The sequence below is a fragment of the Streptomyces sp. YPW6 genome (genome assembly GCF_018866325.1).
In the GTDB taxonomy this organism is placed as follows: Bacteria; Actinomycetota; Actinomycetes; order Streptomycetales; family Streptomycetaceae; genus Streptomyces.
In genome coordinates, this window is the sequence record NZ_CP076457.1 from 4,136,863 (window position 1) to 4,151,619 (window position 14,757).

Consider the following 14,757-nt stretch of genomic DNA (forward strand, 5'->3'; position numbering starts at 1 on the left):
GCCGGGAGTCGTGTTCCGGCGGCGTGCGGCTACACCTCGATGATCACCGTGAACGGGCCGTGGTTCGTGAGCGAGACGCGCATGTCCGCTCCGAAGCGGCCCGTCTCCACGTGCGCCCCCAGGGCCCGCAGCCGCGCCACCACCTCGTCCACCAGCGGCTCGGCGACCTCGCCCGGCGCGGCGGCGTTCCAGGTGGGGCGGCGACCCTTGCGGGCGTCCCCGTAGAGGGTGAACTGGGAAATCACCAGGAGAGGCGCGTTCACATCGGAGCACGACTTCTCGCCCTCCAGGATGCGGACCGACCAGAGCTTGCGGGCCAGCTGGGCCGCCTTCTCGGGGGTGTCGTCATGGGTGACGCCGACCAGCACACACAGGCCCTCGCCGATGATCTCCCCGACGGTGCCCGGGGCCGCCGGGTCGTCCGTCGCCCCGGCGACGGCGACGCTCGCCCCGTCCACTCTCTGTACCACTGCACGCATACAGACCAACCTATCTTGGGCTGAACGGGTACAAGGTGCCAGCGGGGGCACGGCGATGGGTGGCACGATGCACGATGTCGGTGTGCCGACGCACCGGTCGAGGGGACAAAACAGCATGAGCACATTTGGAGCCGGACAATCTCCCGGTGCCGTACCGGGGGCCCGTACCAGCACCCTGAGGTCACCCGTACAGCGCAGTCTGCCGGGACATGTTCCCGTACTGCCACCCGCCACGCCCACCACCACCGTGCCGGAGCAGGCCGGCGGTGACGCGGGGTTCGGCGGGCTGCGGCTGCCGGAGCTGCGGACGCTGCGCCGGGACGCCCAGCGCGACGAGGCCGATCTCAGTTACGTACGCCGGCTCGTGCAGGGCCGGATCGACATCCTCCGCGCCGAACTGGCCCGCCGCCGGGACCCGGAGGCCCCGGTGGAGGACGCCGCGGTGGTGAGCCGGCTCTCGGAGATCCTGGCCGACACCCCGTCCCGGCACCGCTCCTCCGCCCGGCACGTCACGCTGACGACGCCGCGCGGCGACGAGTTCCGGCAGCTCGCCGCCGAGAACCTCGCCGAGGTCGAACTGTCCGACCTGGAGGCCCGGACGGACGAGGAGCTGCACACGGCGATGGGCCGGCTCGTCCGCTACGAGCAGCAGGTCTCCCGGCGCCGTCACGAGCTGCAGCGCACGGCCGACGATTGCGGCGCGGAGATCGCCCGCAGGTACCGTGACGGGGAAGCACAAGTGGACGACCTGCTCGCCTGAAGCGACCCTTCCGGGCGCGGGTCCCGCACCCCCGTCCCCGGAAGGTCACCCATGACGTCGAGCGACGCCCCGTCCGCCATATCCTCCGCCCCGGCACCCGCCCCGCCCGTCCTGGCCGAGGTCGTGCGCTCCGGGTTCACCGAGGGCCACCACCGGGGGGCGCTGGTCCTGCTGGCCGCCGACGGCAGTGTGGAGCGCGCGATCGGCGATCCGGCGGCTCCGGTCTTCCCCCGGTCCTCCAACAAGCCGATGCAGGCCGCCGCGATCCTGCGGGCCGGCCTCGACCTGTCGGGCGAACGGCTGGCGCTGGCCGCCGCGAGCCATTCCGGGGAGCCCTTCCACCTCGACCTCGTACGGAAGATGCTCGCCGAGCACGGATTGAGCACCGCCGACCTCCGGACCCCGCCCGACCTGCCGCTGGACCCGGTCGAGGCGGAGACGTACCTGGCGGCCGGGAACGTACGCGAGCGGATCACCATGAACTGCTCCGGCAAGCACGCCGCGATGCTCGCCGTCTGCGTCCGCAACGGCTGGGACACCGCCACCTACCTCGACCCCGCCCACCCGCTCCAGCAGCTCGTCGGCCAGGTCGTCGCCGACGCGGCGGGCGAGCCGGTCGCGTCGGTCGGCACGGACGGCTGCGGGGCGCCCCTGATGGCGATCGGGCTGACCGGCCTGGCCCGCGCGTTCCGCTCCTTCGTGCTGGCGGAGCCCGACAGCGCCGAGCGCCGGGTCGCCGACGCGATGCGCGCCCACCCGCAGTACGTCGCGGGCACCCGGCGCCCCGACACCTGGCTGATGCGCGAGGTGCCCGGGACGCTCTCCAAGATGGGCGCCGAGGCCGTCCAGGCGGTCGCGCTGGCCGACGGGCGGGCCCTCGCCTTCAAGATCGACGACGGGTCGGCGCGGGCGCTCGGCCCGGTGCTGGCCCGCGCCCTGGAACTGCTGGGCGTGGACGCCCCCGTGGTCGCCAGGATCGGACGGTCGCCGCTGCTCGGCGGGGCTGCCGAGGTCGGGGAAATTCGCGCGACATTCTGAACCGTGCCTGCCTAGCGTGGGGGAATGAGCCTCGATGTCCGCCCCGTCACCCGCTCCGAGATCGCCGACTGGATGAAGGCGGTGGGCACCGGCTTCCTGACTCCCACCGCGGAGAAGCCGGGTGAGGAGCTCGTCGCCGACCGGTTCGGGGACGCCGACCTCTCCCGGATGCAGGCCGCTTTCGACGACGGCCGGTGCGTGGCGACGTTCCGCTCGTTCGCCCAGGAGCTGACCGTGGTCGGCGGGGCCACCGTGACGGCCGACGCGGTCACCGGGGTGACCGTGTCGGCCACGCACCGCCGCCGCGGACTGCTCAGCCGGATGATGGCCACGGACCTGGCGGCGGCCAAGGAGCGCGGCGAGGTGGTCGCCTCGCTGATCGCCGCGGAATACCCGATCTACGGCCGGTACGGCTTCGGCCCCGCCGCCTGGGCCGCCGAGTGGGAGATCGCGGTGCACCGGGCCGGGCTCGACCCGCGCCGCTCCGGGCAGCCCGCGGACGGCGGCCGGATCGAGCTGGTGGACGGGGCCGACGTCCGCAAGACCGGTCCCGAGGTGCACGCCGCGCTGGCGGCCCGGCAGCCCGGCATCGTCGGCCGCGGGGAGCGCTGGTGGCGGATGCGTACGGGCGTCGCGCCCCGCGCGCCGCACGAGACGTGGACCGAGCCCTTCTACGTCGTGCACCGCGCCGCGAACGGCGAGGCCGACGGCCTGCTGGTGTACGGCGTGGACGACAAGTGGGGCGACTCCAAGCAGCCGCTGAACACCGCATCCGTACGGGACATGATCGCGCTGAACCCGGCGGCGGAACGGGCCCTGTGGCACTACCTCTGCTCGGTCGACTGGATCACCACGGTCCGCTCCGGCTACCGCGCCCCCGACGACCTGCTCCCGCTGCTGCTCCCCGACCCGCGTGCGGCCCGCATCGTCACCCACGCGGACTGGCTGTGGCTGCGGATGCTGGACGTGCCGCGCGCCCTGGAGGCCCGGACGTACGCCGTCGGGGCCTCGCTCGTCCTCGACGTCCGGGACGTGGCGGGCCTTGCCGGGGGCCGCTTCCTGCTGGACGTCTCGGACTCCGGCGCACGGTGCACCCCCACCACCCGGAGCGCCGATCTCGCCCTGGACGTGGCGGAGCTGTCCACGCTGTACCTCGGCGACGAGTCGGTGCGTCGGCTGGTGGACCTGGGCCGGGTGGAGGAGCTGCGGCCGGGGGCGGCGACGACGGCGGACGCGGTGTTCCGTACGGGCCGCCGGCCGTGGTGCCCGGACGTGTTCTGATGTCCGGCGCCCGGAGCCGGCGCGTCCGGAGCCGTGACCGCGCCGCCCTCGCGCCCCGAGGTCAGCGCGTCCGGATCCGGAACAGCGTCCCCGAGGCGCCGGCCGCCACGGCGAGCAGCCCCGCCGCCCAGGCGAGCGCGACCCAGGGGGTGTTGCCCACGTCCTGGCCGAGCAGCAGCCCGCGCAGCGACTCGATGGCCGGAGTGATCGGCTGGTGGTCGGCGAAGCCGTGCAGCCAGTCCGGCATGGTGTCGGTCGGGACGAACGCGCTGCTCGGGTAGGGCAGGAACGACATGAAGAACGTGAAGCCGCTCGCCGCCTCCGGGGTCCGGGCCAGCAGCCCGATCGCCGCCGAGATCCAGGACAGGGCCACGATGTAGGCGATCAGCACGACGGCCACCAGGAGCCAGCCGCTCCCGGTGGCGGCGGGGCGGAAGCCGATCAGCAGCGCGACGCCGAAGACGAGGGCGGTGGAGCAGAGATTGCGGACGGTGCTGGCCGCCACATGTCCGGCGAGCACCGGCGTACCGCTGACGTCCAGGGTGCGGAAACGGTCGATGATGCCGCCCTTCATGTCCTCGCTGACGGCGGTGGCGGTGGTCGCGGCGCCGAAGCCGGCGGACAGGAGCAGGACACCCGGGACGACGTACATGACGTACGAGGCGTGGTCCGTGCCGGTGTCGATCGCGCCGCCGAAGAAGTGGACGAAGATCAGCATCAGCAGGATCGGCAGGGCCAGGGACGTGATCAGCGCATCGGTATGGCGGCTGCTGATGCGCAGGGCGCGGGCGGCCAGGACGGCGGTACGGGTGAAGGGGCCGGGCCCGTGCCCGGGGGTGCGGGCTCGCTCAGGAAGCCGGCTGGGGCTGCTTCGCGGAACGGCGGTGTCAGACATGGGCGGATGCCTCCGGGGGAGTGGTCGTGTCCGGGGTGGTCGTGTCCGTCGCGCTCGTCGTCGCGTTCGGCGTGGGCCCGCTCGGGGAGGGCACATGCGCCGAGGGAGTGTCCGTGCCGGTCCTGTCCGTCGCGGTCCCGTCCCTCGCGGTCCTGTCCGTCCCGGTCCCGTCCGTCGCGGGCGCGTTCGACGTGAGGGCCAGGAAGACGTCGTCGAGGGTCACGCTGTGCAGGCTGAAGCGTTCGATGTCCCGGCCCGCCGGGTCGATCTCGTCGAGCAGGGCGCGCACCCGGGCCGCCGAGCCGTCGGTGGGGATGCCGAGCGTCAGGGTCTCGGGGGAGTGGTGGACGGCCCGGCCGGCGAGGCGTAGGTAGGCCTCCTTACTGCTGAGGACGGCGTCGAGACGGTGTCCGCCGACGCGGGACTTGAGGCCGGCAGGCGTGCCCTCGGCGGCGATCCGGCCCCGGTCCAGCAGGGCGATCCGGCCGGCGAGGTGGTCGGCCTCCTCCAGATACTGGGTGGTGAGCAGGACGGTCGCCCCGCGTGCGGCGAGCCCGCGGACGACCTCCCAGAGCTCCCGGCGGCTGCGCGGGTCGAGGCCGGTGGTCGGCTCGTCCAGGAAGAACACCCCGGGCTCCGGCGATCCGACGAGTCCGGCGGCCAGGTCGAGCCGGCGGCGCATCCCCCCGGAGTACGTCCGGACCGGGCGGCGGGCGGCCGCGGTGAGGCCGAAGCGTTCCAGCAGCTCCGCCGCCCGGCGTCGGGCGGCGCCCCGGGTCTGCCCGGTGAGCCGGGCCATCATCCGCAGGTTCTCCTCGCCGGTCTGGGTCTCGTCGACGGCGGCGAACTGGCCGGTGAGGCTGATGGAGCGGCGCACCGCGCGCCGCTCGGCCACGACGTCGTAGCCCGCGACCCGGGCGGTTCCGAAGTCGGCAGCGGTCAGCGTCGCGAGGATCCGCACGGTGGTGGTCTTGCCCGCGCCGTTCGGCCCGAGCAGGGCGAAGACGGTGCCGCGCCCGACCTGGAGATCGAGGCCGTCGAGAACCCGGACGGCGGGCTTTCCGTAGGACTTGGTGAGGCAGTGTGCCTCGATGGCGGCGGTGGCGTGTCCGCTCGGCCGGATCGGGTCGGTCATGGCCCGGACCTCCTTCTGCGTATGCCATACGCGTTACTGCGTAAGCCTTACGCATCTTTAGGATGGGGTCAAGGCGGACGCGGGTGCGGCGCAGGGCGCCGGCCCGGCCGGGAGCCGGGCGGAAGGGGATGCGGTGGCGCGGAGGAGCAGCTCGGGCGACGGCGATCTGCCGCCCAGCCTGGAAGCGGCCTGGGGCTTGCGGGACCGCCCGGCGAAGGGCCCGAGGCCCGGCCTGAGCCTGGAGCGGATCGTGGCCGCGGCGGTGGACGTCGCGTCGGCCGACGGGCTCGCCGCCGTGTCGATGGGCCGGGTCGCCCAGGAGATCGGCGCCTCCACCATGTCCCTGTACCGGTACGTATCCGCCAAGGACGAGCTGTACGTCCTGATGCAGGAGGCCGCCTTCGGCCCCCCGGAACCGCTGTCCGCCCTGGAGTCGGGCGCGGGCTGGCGGGAGGCGCTCGCCGAATGGGCGTCCGCGCAGCGGGACCGGTTCCACGCCCACCTCTGGCTGCTCCGGATCCCCGTCGGGGGCCCGCCGGCGACCCCGAACTCGCTGGCCTGGTGGGAGCAGGGGCTACAGGCGCTGGAAGGCAGCGGGCTCGGGGAGGGCGACAAGATCTCGGTGGTCCTGCTGGTGTCCGGCTTCGTCCGCAGCGAGGCGGGCCTGATGGCCGACCTGGCCGCCGCCGTGGCCGCGCGGGGGGTGTCGCCCGAGGAGGTGACGGCGTCCTACGAGCGCACCCTCAAGCGCCTGGTCGACCCCGCCCGCCACCCCGGGATCTCCCGGCTGTTGGAGTCCGGGGTGATGAGTGAACCGGGCGACCCGGACTACGAGTTCACCTTCGGGCTGGAGCGTCTGCTGGACGGGGTGGAGGCGTTGATCAGGCAGACGGACGGTGGCTCCGGCGGCCCGGCCGACGGCGTCGAGTCCGCTTGAGGCCGGGAGCGTACGCTTCATGGTCATGAACGGAGAGAACCCCGTGAACGCCAACCGTTCCGATTCCAGTTCCGGGTCCGGGTCCGGTTTCAGTTCCGTTTCTGGTTCCAGTTCCAGTTTCAGTTCCGGTTCTGGTTCCGGCGAAGGGCAGGCCCCGGTCGGTCTGCGGGAGCGCAAGAAGCGGCTGACCTATCAGGCGGTCTCCGACGCGGCGATCACGATGTTCCTGGAGCGGGGCTTCGACAAGGTGTCGGTGGCGGAGGTGGCCGCCGCGGCGGACATCTCCAAGCCGACGCTGTTCCGGTACTTCCCCGCCAAGGAGGACCTGGTCCTGCACCGGTTCGCCGACCACGAGGACGAGGCGGCCCGGGTGGTCACGGGGCGTTCCCCGGGCGAGACCCCGCTGGACGCGCTGCGCCACCACTTCCTCGACGGCCTCGACCGCCGCGACCCGGTGACCGGCCTCTGCGACGTACCCCACGTGCTGGCGTTCCTCCGCCTGCTGTACGGAACGCCGTCCCTGGTCGCCCGCCTGCACGCCTACCAGGGCCGCTCCGAGGCGGCCCTCGCCCGCGCGCTCGGCGGCGGACCGGCCGACCGGCTCGCGGCCGGGCAGATCATCGCGGTGCTGCGCATCCTGGCCCTGGAGAACTGGCGGCGGATCGACGCGGGGGAGAGTGCGGACCGGGTCTACGCGGGAGCGGTCCAGGCGGCCGAGGAGGCGTTCGTCCAGCTCCGGACGGGCCTGGAGCCTCTGTCGCAGCGGCGCGGCTGAGGGGCGCGGGCGGCCGGAGCCACGGCGGAACCGGCGCCCCTGAACGTGGGAAGTGAGGCTGGATCGGCCGGCGGGCGGGGCGGCGGCGCGCGGCCGCGACGCTGCTCAGTCGGCGACCGGGGCCGCGGTGTGCGCGGGGCGGTGGTCAGCCGGTGAGCAGGGCGGCGGTGAGGGCGGAGCGGTGATCCGCCAGCCAGTCCTGGTGCCGGTCCCACGCCGCACGCCCGCTCCGCTCGTACGCCGTCGTGTACGCCACGTCCCCTCGCTCCACCCGCCGCTCGACGAACGCCCGGCACGTAGCGGTCGCCTGCTCGATCACCTGGGGCAGGGCGGCCCGGTCCACGCGCCCCAGTCCGTAGCCGTCGGCCAGGACACGCAGGCGGTGCGCCGGGTCGAGGCCGGGGCGGCCGCGCATCGGCGCCCAGTAACGCGCCGCCATCGCCACGTCCCACACCGGACGGCCGGGCGCGGCCAGGTCGAAGTCGATGAGAGCGGCCGCACGACCGTCCCGGAACACCACGTTCTCCAGGCACACGTCGTTGTGGCAGATCACCGTGCCGGAAGCCGTCGCCCCCTCCGGATCGGCCAGGTCGTCGGGCCAGCCGGCCGTGCGATCGAACGGTACGTCCGCCGCCGCATCGTGCATGAGCCGGATCAGCGCCCCCACGGAGCGCAGGGTGCCGTTCGTCCAGGCCCATTCCGGATACGGAGTGACGGCGACCTCGCCGGGAACGTACGAGAGCCGCTCGCGGTGCCCGGAGGCTCCCAGGGGCACGGGCACGCCGGGGAACCCTCGCTCCCGGAGGGCCCGGAGGTGGGGGTGCAGGAGGGCGACGTGCGGTGGGGCGGGACGCTCGACGGTATCGCCGTGGCGCAGGACGGCCCCGGCGTTGGCCAGTCCGCCGGACAGCACTTCTGGCTCGCCGTCCGCCTCCGTATGCCGTTCCGCTTCCGGAACCTGGTGCTCTTCCGGTTCGCGGCTCGCGGGGCTCACGGCTCCCGCCCGGCGCGCTGCGCTCCCACCGCAGCACCCCCGGTCGCCACCTCCGCGCAGGGTCCCAACGCCTCCCGCAGATCGGCCGGTTCGCGGTAGAGGACGGTGGCCATACCGAGGTCGGCCGCCGCGTCGGTGTTCTCCCGGCGGTCGTCCACGAACAGGCACCGCTCCACCGGTACGCCCGCCCGCCCGGCCGCGATGCGGTAGATGGCCGGGTCGGGCTTGGCCACCTGCTCCACCGCGCTGCTCACGACCGCGTCCGCGAGATCGGTCAGGCCCAACAGCGCCAGGTCCGCGTCCAGTTGGAGAGTGGCGTTGGTGACGAGGACCAGCGGGACGTGGGTCCTGGCCCGGCGAAGCAGCGTCACCACCTCTTCGTCGGCCCGGAACGGCGCGTCCGCGAGCGCCCGGCCCAGCTCATGGGCCCGCTCCGCGCCGACCCGCTCGGTGAGAACGGCGGCGATGGACTCCACCCACGCGTCCGGGGTGATCCGGCCGAGCAGCAGCGGGAGGTCGGTCTCGGGCGCGTAGGCGATGTCCGTCGTGGTGCCTTCCGGCAGTCCGGCGGCCCGCTCCAGGGCGGCGAGAGGGGCGGTGTCGTAGAAGCGGATGACGTTGTCGAGGTCGCAGAGCACGGCGTCGAAGGCACGGCCGGCGGGTGCGGGTCTCACAGCCCGGCGAGTCCGGCGAGCAGTTCGGCCGCCGGCTTCGGGCGGACGAGCCAGCGCAGATGGCTGCCTTCGAGGGCCTGACGTCGAAGGGGTTGTCGGGGGTGAGTGCGTCGGCCTCGCGGATCATGCGGTCCTGCAGGGCGGGTGGGAGGCTGGTGTCGGCGTCCAGGCGCACATAGGTCCGGGGGATCCGGCCCCAGGTCGCGGCCTGCGCCCGGTCGGCCGACGTACCGGCGTCGAGGTTCTCGTCGGGCTGGAAGGAGTTGAGGAAGGTCCGGAACTCGTCATCGGTGAGATCGGCAGCGAAGGCCTGCTTGAACGCGGCGAGTGCCGCCGGATCGGCCGTACGGAAGTTGACCCTTAGTAGCCCGAGTTCGGCAGGATTCCCGACGAGTGCGAGGGCCAGTGCTCCCGCGTCGACGTCGGCCATCTCCGGCTCGGCGTAGTAGTCGTTCACGTCCAGATCGACGGGGCACCAGGCGGAGACGTAGACGATCCGGTCGATGAGGTCCGGCCGGGCGTTGGCGACGGCGGTGGCCGTGGCCCCGCCCCGGCTGTGGCAGACGAGGATCACGGGGCCGTTCCGCTTGGCGCGTTCGAGGACCTCGATCACGTGGGCCGCGTTGTCCGCGAGGGTGACGCCCTTGATGGTCCCCGGTTCCGCGGCCAGCGCACCGAGATCCTGGGGCGCCTGGTAGGCGGCGGGGTAGGTGGCGGCGAAGCCGTGCCCCGGAAGGTCGACGGCGGCCGATCGGTGCCCGAGCAGGGCGAGTTCGGCCTGGAGCGGCGCGAAGGAGAACGAGTTGGCGAAGGCGCCGTGGACGAGGACGAAGGTCGGTGGATTCTGCATGCTTCAGCCTCCAACAGAACGATCTTCGGGACAAGGGCCGCAAGGGGAGGTGCATGGGGGAGCGCGAGGAGGGGTGCATGGGGAGGCGCACAGGGGGCCTTCCGTCCTGCTTGACCTGGACCGAGGTCCAGGGGACAGGCTTGCGGCATGAGTGAGGCAGATGAGCTGTCCGGCATCGCGGAGGTCTCGGCCGCGATCGGTCTGGAGCCCGACACGTTGCGGTACTTCGAACGCCAGGGGGTCGTACCGTCCCCACAGCGCGACGCTGCGGGACGCCGCCGCTACACGACGGCCGACATCGAGCTGATCCGCATGCTGGTCCATCTCCGTGAGACGGGGATGCCCCTGGCCGACATCGCGCAGTTCACCGGGGCCGACGGGGAGGCTGCTGATCCGGCGCGGCTCCGGGTGGAGTTGCTGACGGCGCATCGCCGTCGCATCCACGACAGGCGCGCTGAGCTGGACCGTGCGCTCGACGTCATCACCCGGAAGATCGCGGACTTCAGCGACCGGATCCCGAGCCCCGTGGACCTGCTCGAACGACCCGACTGCACGATCGCGTTCGGCGTCCAGGGCGAGGGCCCGCTGCTGTTCCTGGTCGGCGCGCCCGTCGGGCGGGCCGGTTTCGCGGCGCTGGCGCAGGAGCTCTCCGCCCGGTTCACCGTCGTCACCCACGATCCGCGCGGTATCGGCGCCAGCCGTGCGGTCCCGGGGATGGCCGCGCCCACGCCCGAGGTCCTGGCGGAGGACCTCGCCGCACTGGTCGACAGGTTCACCGGAGGGCCCGCCCTGTTCGTCGGTACCAGTGGCGGTGCGGTGACGCTGCTGGAGCTGGGCAGGCGGCACCCCGGCATGGTCGGCCGGGCCGTCCTGCACGAGCCGCCCCTGGTGTCGCTGCTGGACGACGCGGAGATGGCCGCCCGGGCCGCGGCGGCGTTCGGCGTGGCGGAGGCCGACCCTCAGCGGGCCGTGCAGGAGTTCTTCGACCTGAGCGGCGCCGCCCACCGCACAGGGCCGGATCAGACACCCCCCGCCGCCATGGCGCTCCCCCCGCTACCGGCGGAGGAACTCGCCAAGAACCGCTACTTCCTGGGGCGGATGGCCGGCCCCTCGGTCTTCTATCTCCCCGACATCGAGGCCGTCCGCCGCGTACCGGTGACGCTGTGCGCCGGGGCGCTGAGCCACCACCAGATGGCGCGCCGGGCGACCGAGGCACTCGCCGGACTCCTCGGCCTGCCGCTGATCGACATGCCCGGCAACCACCTCGGCGCGGGCGCCGAGCCGGCGGCGTTCGCGCGGGCTCTGAGTCCCCTGCTCACATCCGGAGCACCTTCCCGGGGGCACCGCACCCCCACACCCGCCCCCGCCCGCGACACGTGACACTTTTGCAAGCGCCTGCTTGCAAAAGTTAGCAGAGGTGGTGCACCATCGGGTCATGGCATCACTCAACGTCGGCAATCTCGGCGAGTACCTGCGGGAGCAGCGCCGTGCAGCGCAGCTCTCGCTGCGGCAGCTCGCCGATGCCACCGGGGTGTCGAACCCGTATCTCAGCCAGATCGAGCGCGGTCTGCGCAAGCCCAGCGCGGACGTGCTCCAGCAGGTCGCCAAGGCGCTGCGGATCTCGGCCGAGACCCTGTACGTCCGTGCGGGGATCCTCGACGAGCGGGAGCGGGAGGAGCTGGAGACGCGGGCGGTCATTCTGGCCGATCCGTCGATCAACGAGCGGCAGAAGAACGTGCTGCTGCAGATCTACGACTCCTTCCGCCACGAGAACGGATTCGCGCCCGGGCCCGACGCCGACGTGAGCGCGGACGCGGAAACGGACGCCGGGATGACGGCGGACTCCGGTGCGAACGCCGACGCCGGTGCGGACGCGCACCCCGGCACCGGGAGCGACGCGGGCGGCGATGCCCGGTCCCGTGACGGCGACGACGCCGGTACGCGGACCACCACAGACCAAGACCCTCACAGCTAACAGCTGGTTCTGATGATCCGGGAGGACCACAGTCATGGCCATCACCGATGACCTGCGCAAGACCCTCACCGACCCCACCCCCCTCTACTTCGCCGCCGGTACGGCCGACCTGGCCGTCCAGCAGGCCCGCAAGGTTCCGGCGCTGATCGAGCAGTTGCGGGCCGAGGCGCCCGAGCGGATCGACGCCGTGCGCAACACCGACCCCAAGGCCGTGCAGGAGAAGGTGACCACGCAGGCCAAGGAGGCCCAGGCCACCGTGCAGGCGAAGGTCACCGAGGTGTTCGGTTCGTTCGACGCGGCCGACCTGAAGAAGCTCGGCGAGAGCGCTCAGGACCTGGCGCTGCGCAGCGTGGGCGTGGCCGCCGAGTACGCGATCAAGGCCCGTGAGACGTACGAGAAGGTCGCCGAGCACGGCGAGCAGACCGTCCGGACCTGGCGCGGCGAGACGGCCGAGGAGATCGTCGAGATCGCCGCCGTCGTCGAGGCCGAGCCGAAGGCCGCTCCCGGGCCCGCCTCCGAGGCCACGCCCAAGGCCGCTCCCAAGGGCGGGGCCAGGAGCACCCCGGCCGCCGGTGGCTCCGCGAAGACCGCCCCGGCCAAGCCCGCCGCGACGAAGGCCGCGCCCGCCGCCCCGGCCAAGCCCGCCGAGGCCAAGGCCGCGCCCGCCAAGAAGACGCCCGCGCCCCGCAAGCCCGCGGCGAAGAAGACCCCGCCGGCCGACGGCAAGTGACTCTCACGGGTCCTTGACCGAGGCGGTACGCGTGACCGGGACGCGGGGCGGGCACCTTTACGGGGGGCCGGTTCGTTGTCCCGGTACCTTGGCCCTTCCGGCCGCAGGGCGCTCATCCACTCACTAGGCGGTACACAGCATGTTGCTCTCAGCATTCGGCTCACTCCTCCAGCTGCTCTATCTGGCGATGCTGGTGCTGGCCGTGGTCGCGTTCGTCTTCGCGGCGACCGCCCGTGAGGACGCCTACCGTGCCGCCGACAAGAAGAAGAAGTCCTTCTGGCTGATCATTCTCGGTGTCGCCGTCGCGGTGAACCTCCTCATCCCGCTGCTCTTCCTGCAGCTCGCGGGCGTCGTCGCGTCGATCGTGTTCATGGTCGACGTGCGCCCCGCGCTCAAGGAGGTCTCGGGTGGCGGCGGTCGCCGGGGCGGCTCCAGCAGCGACGGCCCGTACGGTCCCTACAACGGCGGGCGCTGAACGCCCAGGGGGCGTGCGACGAGGGATGACGCGGGGCGGGAGCGCGGTGCGCTGCCGCCCCCTCGTCGTGTCCGCTCCGGATCGCGGCCCAGCAGCAGGACCGCCACGTCGTCGGTCAGCTCGCCGCCGTTCAGCTTCCGTACCTCGGCGACCGCCGCCTCCAGCAGTTCCTCGCCCGCCAGGCCCTGGTCCAGCCGGCCGTTGACCATCGCGACCATGCCGTCCTGGCCGAGCCGCTCGCTGCCGCCGGTACCCACCCGCCCCTCGATGAGCCCGTCGGTGTACATCATCAGGCTCCAGGCGCCGCCCAGCTCGACCTGGCGGCGCGGCCACCGGGCCCGCGGCAGCAGCCCCAGCGCCGGGCCGCCGTCCTCGTACGGGAGCAGCCGGGCCGGCCGGCCGTGGCGGGCGAGCAGCGGCGCGGGGTGTCCGGCCAGGCAGAGCCCGGCCCGCCGCCCGTCGGACGCGATGTCGACGGTGCAGAGCGTCGCGAAGATCTCCTCGCTCTGCCGCTCGTGCTCCAGGACCTGCTGGAGCGTGGAGAGCAGCTCGTCCCCGCACAGCCCGGCCAGGGTCAGCGCCCGCCAGGCGATCCGCAGCTCGACGCCGAGCGCCGCCTCGTCCGGGCCGTGGCCGCAGACATCGCCGATCATCGCGTGCACCGTGCCGTCCGGGGTGCGGACGACGTCGTAGAAGTCGCCGCCGAGCAGGGCGCGGCTGCGGCCGGGGCGGTAGCGGGCGGCGAAGCTCAGGCCGGAGCCGTCCAGCAGCGGGGTGGGGAGCAGGCCGCGTTCCAGACGGGCGTTCTCCTGGGCGCGCAGCCGGGACTCGGTCAGCTGGTGCTGCGCCATGTCGGCGCGCTTGCGCTCCACGGCGTACCGGATGGCCCGGCTCAGCACCCGGGCGTCCAGCTCGCCCCGGCAGAGGTAGTCCTGCGCCCCGACGCGTACCGCCTCGGCCGCCAGCTCCGTGTCGTCCTCGGCGGTCAGCGCGAGGACCGCGTGCAGCGGGGCGATGCGCAGGACGTGGGTGAGGGCCGCCAGTTCGTCGGCCCGCCCGGCGCCGGGGACGTCGCCGGGGCCGCCGTCGGAACCGGTGACCGGCAGGCCCAGGTCCAGCAGGATGCAGTCCACGTCGTCGGTGAGCAGCCGCGCCGCCTCGGTGAGGTTGCGGGCGGTCCGGATACGGACCCGGGTCCCGGCCGCCGCCGAGAGTTCGGGGACGGTGATGGTGGTGCCCGCCGGGTCGTCCTCGATCACCAGCAGGGTGAGGTCGCCGTGGGAGGTCTCCGCAGCGGGCACGGAGCGCTGCTGCGGTACGGGTACGGGCATCGGTTCTGGTTTCCTTCCCTCCCCCCGAGGGCGCGGCGGGTCGACGATCGACGATCCGCCAGTCGGGGACGATAGCGGTCCGCGGTGGGAGAACGGAATGGCACACGGGGACCGGCGCCGGTCGTGTACGCCGCCATAAGCCGCGTCCCGGCACGGATCCGGCGCGATGGGCTGCGGTACGGGGGCGGAAGGGCCCATGACAAACATCACGCGCCCGCGGACGGCGGCGTGGCCCCGCTCACAGACGCCCGGACGGCCGACGGCACGGGCCCGTTCCCGCGGCCCGGGGCACCCCGGCGGGCCCGCGCTCGCCCGGGTGGGCGCCTTCTCGTCCGGGCGGGCGCCCCCGCTTGTCCGGGCGGGCCTCCCGCATGTCTGGGTGGGTGGGCGCCTTCTCTTCCGAACGGCCCCGGGGCACCCCGGCTGGC

General features: G+C 73.4%; 15 protein-coding genes and 1 pseudogene. 9 read left to right on the forward strand and 7 right to left on the reverse strand.

What is annotated here, in order from left to right; translation table 11 throughout:
* Window positions 1-29 precede the first annotated feature (29 nt).
* Window positions 30-479, reverse strand: a complete 450-nt coding sequence (gene dtd / locus KME66_RS18335) for a D-aminoacyl-tRNA deacylase (RefSeq protein ID WP_073226144.1) — start codon at window positions 477-479, stop codon at window positions 30-32.
* A gap of 115 nt (window positions 480-594) precedes the next feature.
* On the opposite strand from dtd, the gene KME66_RS18340 reads away from it, so the two are divergent.
* From KME66_RS18340 to KME66_RS18350, 3 genes are read left to right on the forward strand one after another with little or no spacing between them, the layout of a single operon-like run.
* Window positions 595-1,239, forward strand: coding sequence for an ABC transporter substrate-binding protein (locus tag KME66_RS18340; RefSeq protein WP_236726473.1), 645 nt, complete (start codon window positions 595-597; stop codon window positions 1,237-1,239).
* Between the two features lie 51 nt (window positions 1,240-1,290).
* Window positions 1,291-2,277: an asparaginase gene (locus KME66_RS18345; protein WP_216323819.1), complete on the forward strand. Its 987-nt coding sequence runs from the start codon at window positions 1,291-1,293 to the stop codon at window positions 2,275-2,277.
* Window positions 2,278-2,301: 24 nt separating this feature from the next.
* Window positions 2,302-3,558, forward strand: coding sequence for a GNAT family N-acetyltransferase (locus KME66_RS18350; RefSeq protein ID WP_216323822.1), 1,257 nt, complete (start codon window positions 2,302-2,304; stop codon window positions 3,556-3,558).
* Window positions 3,559-3,619: 61 nt separating this feature from the next.
* On the opposite strand, the gene KME66_RS18355 is transcribed toward KME66_RS18350, so the two are convergent.
* Both KME66_RS18355 and KME66_RS18360 read right to left on the reverse strand, forming a co-directional pair.
* Complete coding sequence (locus KME66_RS18355) at window positions 3,620-4,453, reverse strand: ABC transporter permease (RefSeq protein ID WP_216323825.1); 834 nt, start codon at window positions 4,451-4,453, stop codon at window positions 3,620-3,622.
* Window positions 4,446-5,588, reverse strand: a complete 1,143-nt coding sequence (locus KME66_RS18360) for an ATP-binding cassette domain-containing protein (RefSeq protein WP_253208395.1) — start codon at window positions 5,586-5,588, stop codon at window positions 4,446-4,448. Before KME66_RS18360 ends, KME66_RS18355 begins: the two co-directional genes overlap by 8 nt.
* Before the next feature lie 133 nt (window positions 5,589-5,721).
* Between KME66_RS18360 and KME66_RS18365 the strand changes: the two genes are divergently transcribed.
* Together KME66_RS18365 and KME66_RS18370 are read left to right on the forward strand one after the other, a co-directional pair.
* A complete protein-coding gene (locus tag KME66_RS18365; RefSeq protein ID WP_216323829.1) occupies window positions 5,722-6,525 on the forward strand; it encodes a TetR/AcrR family transcriptional regulator in 804 nt (267 codons plus the stop codon).
* A 19-nt stretch (window positions 6,526-6,544) separates the two neighbouring features.
* Window positions 6,545-7,300, forward strand: a complete 756-nt coding sequence (locus tag KME66_RS18370; protein ID WP_216323832.1) for a TetR family transcriptional regulator — start codon at window positions 6,545-6,547, stop codon at window positions 7,298-7,300.
* 145 nt (window positions 7,301-7,445) lie between these two features.
* Here KME66_RS18370 and KME66_RS18375 read toward each other — a convergent pair whose 3' ends face one another.
* The 3 genes and pseudogenes from KME66_RS18375 to KME66_RS18385 form a co-directional block, all read right to left on the reverse strand.
* Window positions 7,446-8,213 carry a phosphotransferase gene (locus tag KME66_RS18375; RefSeq protein ID WP_253208598.1) on the reverse strand — a complete coding sequence of 256 codons (768 nt, stop codon included), beginning with the start codon at window positions 8,211-8,213 and terminating at the stop codon, window positions 7,446-7,448.
* Between the two features lie 77 nt (window positions 8,214-8,290).
* Window positions 8,291-8,968, reverse strand: a complete 678-nt coding sequence (locus tag KME66_RS18380; RefSeq protein WP_216323838.1) for an HAD-IA family hydrolase — start codon at window positions 8,966-8,968, stop codon at window positions 8,291-8,293.
* Window positions 8,965-9,818: pseudogene (locus tag KME66_RS18385) on the reverse strand (alpha/beta fold hydrolase). Before KME66_RS18385 ends, KME66_RS18380 begins: the two are co-directional and overlap by 4 nt.
* Window positions 9,819-9,965: 147 nt before the next feature.
* Here KME66_RS18385 and KME66_RS18390 point away from each other — a divergent pair.
* The 4 genes from KME66_RS18390 (at window position 9,966) to KME66_RS18405 (ending at window position 12,998) form a co-directional block, all read left to right on the forward strand.
* Window positions 9,966-11,198: an alpha/beta fold hydrolase gene (locus KME66_RS18390; RefSeq protein WP_253208396.1), complete on the forward strand. Its 1,233-nt coding sequence runs from the start codon at window positions 9,966-9,968 to the stop codon at window positions 11,196-11,198.
* A 55-nt stretch (window positions 11,199-11,253) separates the two neighbouring features.
* Window positions 11,254-11,793: a helix-turn-helix domain-containing protein gene (locus tag KME66_RS18395; protein WP_073226114.1), complete on the forward strand. Its 540-nt coding sequence runs from the start codon at window positions 11,254-11,256 to the stop codon at window positions 11,791-11,793.
* Window positions 11,794-11,827: 34 nt separating this feature from the next.
* Window positions 11,828-12,523: a hypothetical protein gene (locus KME66_RS18400; protein WP_216323840.1), complete on the forward strand. Its 696-nt coding sequence runs from the start codon at window positions 11,828-11,830 to the stop codon at window positions 12,521-12,523.
* A gap of 139 nt (window positions 12,524-12,662) precedes the next feature.
* Entirely contained in the window at window positions 12,663-12,998 is a 336-nt protein-coding gene (locus tag KME66_RS18405) for a DUF2516 family protein (RefSeq protein WP_073226108.1), read from the forward strand.
* Here the strand turns inward: KME66_RS18405 and KME66_RS18410 are convergent.
* Window positions 12,980-14,329, reverse strand: a complete 1,350-nt coding sequence (locus KME66_RS18410) for a PP2C family protein-serine/threonine phosphatase (RefSeq protein WP_216323842.1) — start codon at window positions 14,327-14,329, stop codon at window positions 12,980-12,982. The two genes, KME66_RS18405 and KME66_RS18410, sit on opposite strands and share 19 nt — an antisense overlap.
* Window positions 14,330-14,757: the final 428 nt, after the last annotated feature.

What these genes read in the sequence shown, in the direction of transcription:
- KME66_RS18340 (WP_236726473.1), top strand. Translation starts at nt 595, where the DNA reads ATGAGCACATTTGGAGCCGGACAATCTCCCGGTGCCGTACCGGGGGCC.
- KME66_RS18400 (WP_216323840.1), top strand. Translation starts at nt 11,828, where the DNA reads ATGGCCATCACCGATGACCTGCGCAAGACCCTCACCGACCCCACCCCC.
- KME66_RS18405 (WP_073226108.1), top strand. Translation starts at nt 12,663, where the DNA reads ATGTTGCTCTCAGCATTCGGCTCACTCCTCCAGCTGCTCTATCTGGCG.
- KME66_RS18350 (WP_216323822.1), top strand. Translation starts at nt 2,302, where the DNA reads ATGAGCCTCGATGTCCGCCCCGTCACCCGCTCCGAGATCGCCGACTGG.
- KME66_RS18355 (WP_216323825.1), bottom strand. Translation starts at nt 4,453, where the DNA reads ATGTCTGACACCGCCGTTCCGCGAAGCAGCCCCAGCCGGCTTCCTGAG.
- KME66_RS18395 (WP_073226114.1), top strand. Translation starts at nt 11,254, where the DNA reads ATGGCATCACTCAACGTCGGCAATCTCGGCGAGTACCTGCGGGAGCAG.
- KME66_RS18360 (WP_253208395.1), bottom strand. Translation starts at nt 5,588, where the DNA reads ATGACCGACCCGATCCGGCCGAGCGGACACGCCACCGCCGCCATCGAG.
- KME66_RS18390 (WP_253208396.1), top strand. Translation starts at nt 9,966, where the DNA reads ATGAGTGAGGCAGATGAGCTGTCCGGCATCGCGGAGGTCTCGGCCGCG.
- dtd (WP_073226144.1), bottom strand. Translation starts at nt 479, where the DNA reads ATGCGTGCAGTGGTACAGAGAGTGGACGGGGCGAGCGTCGCCGTCGCC.
- KME66_RS18410 (WP_216323842.1), bottom strand. Translation starts at nt 14,329, where the DNA reads ATGCCCGTACCCGTACCGCAGCAGCGCTCCGTGCCCGCTGCGGAGACC.
- KME66_RS18370 (WP_216323832.1), top strand. Translation starts at nt 6,545, where the DNA reads ATGGTCATGAACGGAGAGAACCCCGTGAACGCCAACCGTTCCGATTCC.
- KME66_RS18345 (WP_216323819.1), top strand. Translation starts at nt 1,291, where the DNA reads ATGACGTCGAGCGACGCCCCGTCCGCCATATCCTCCGCCCCGGCACCC.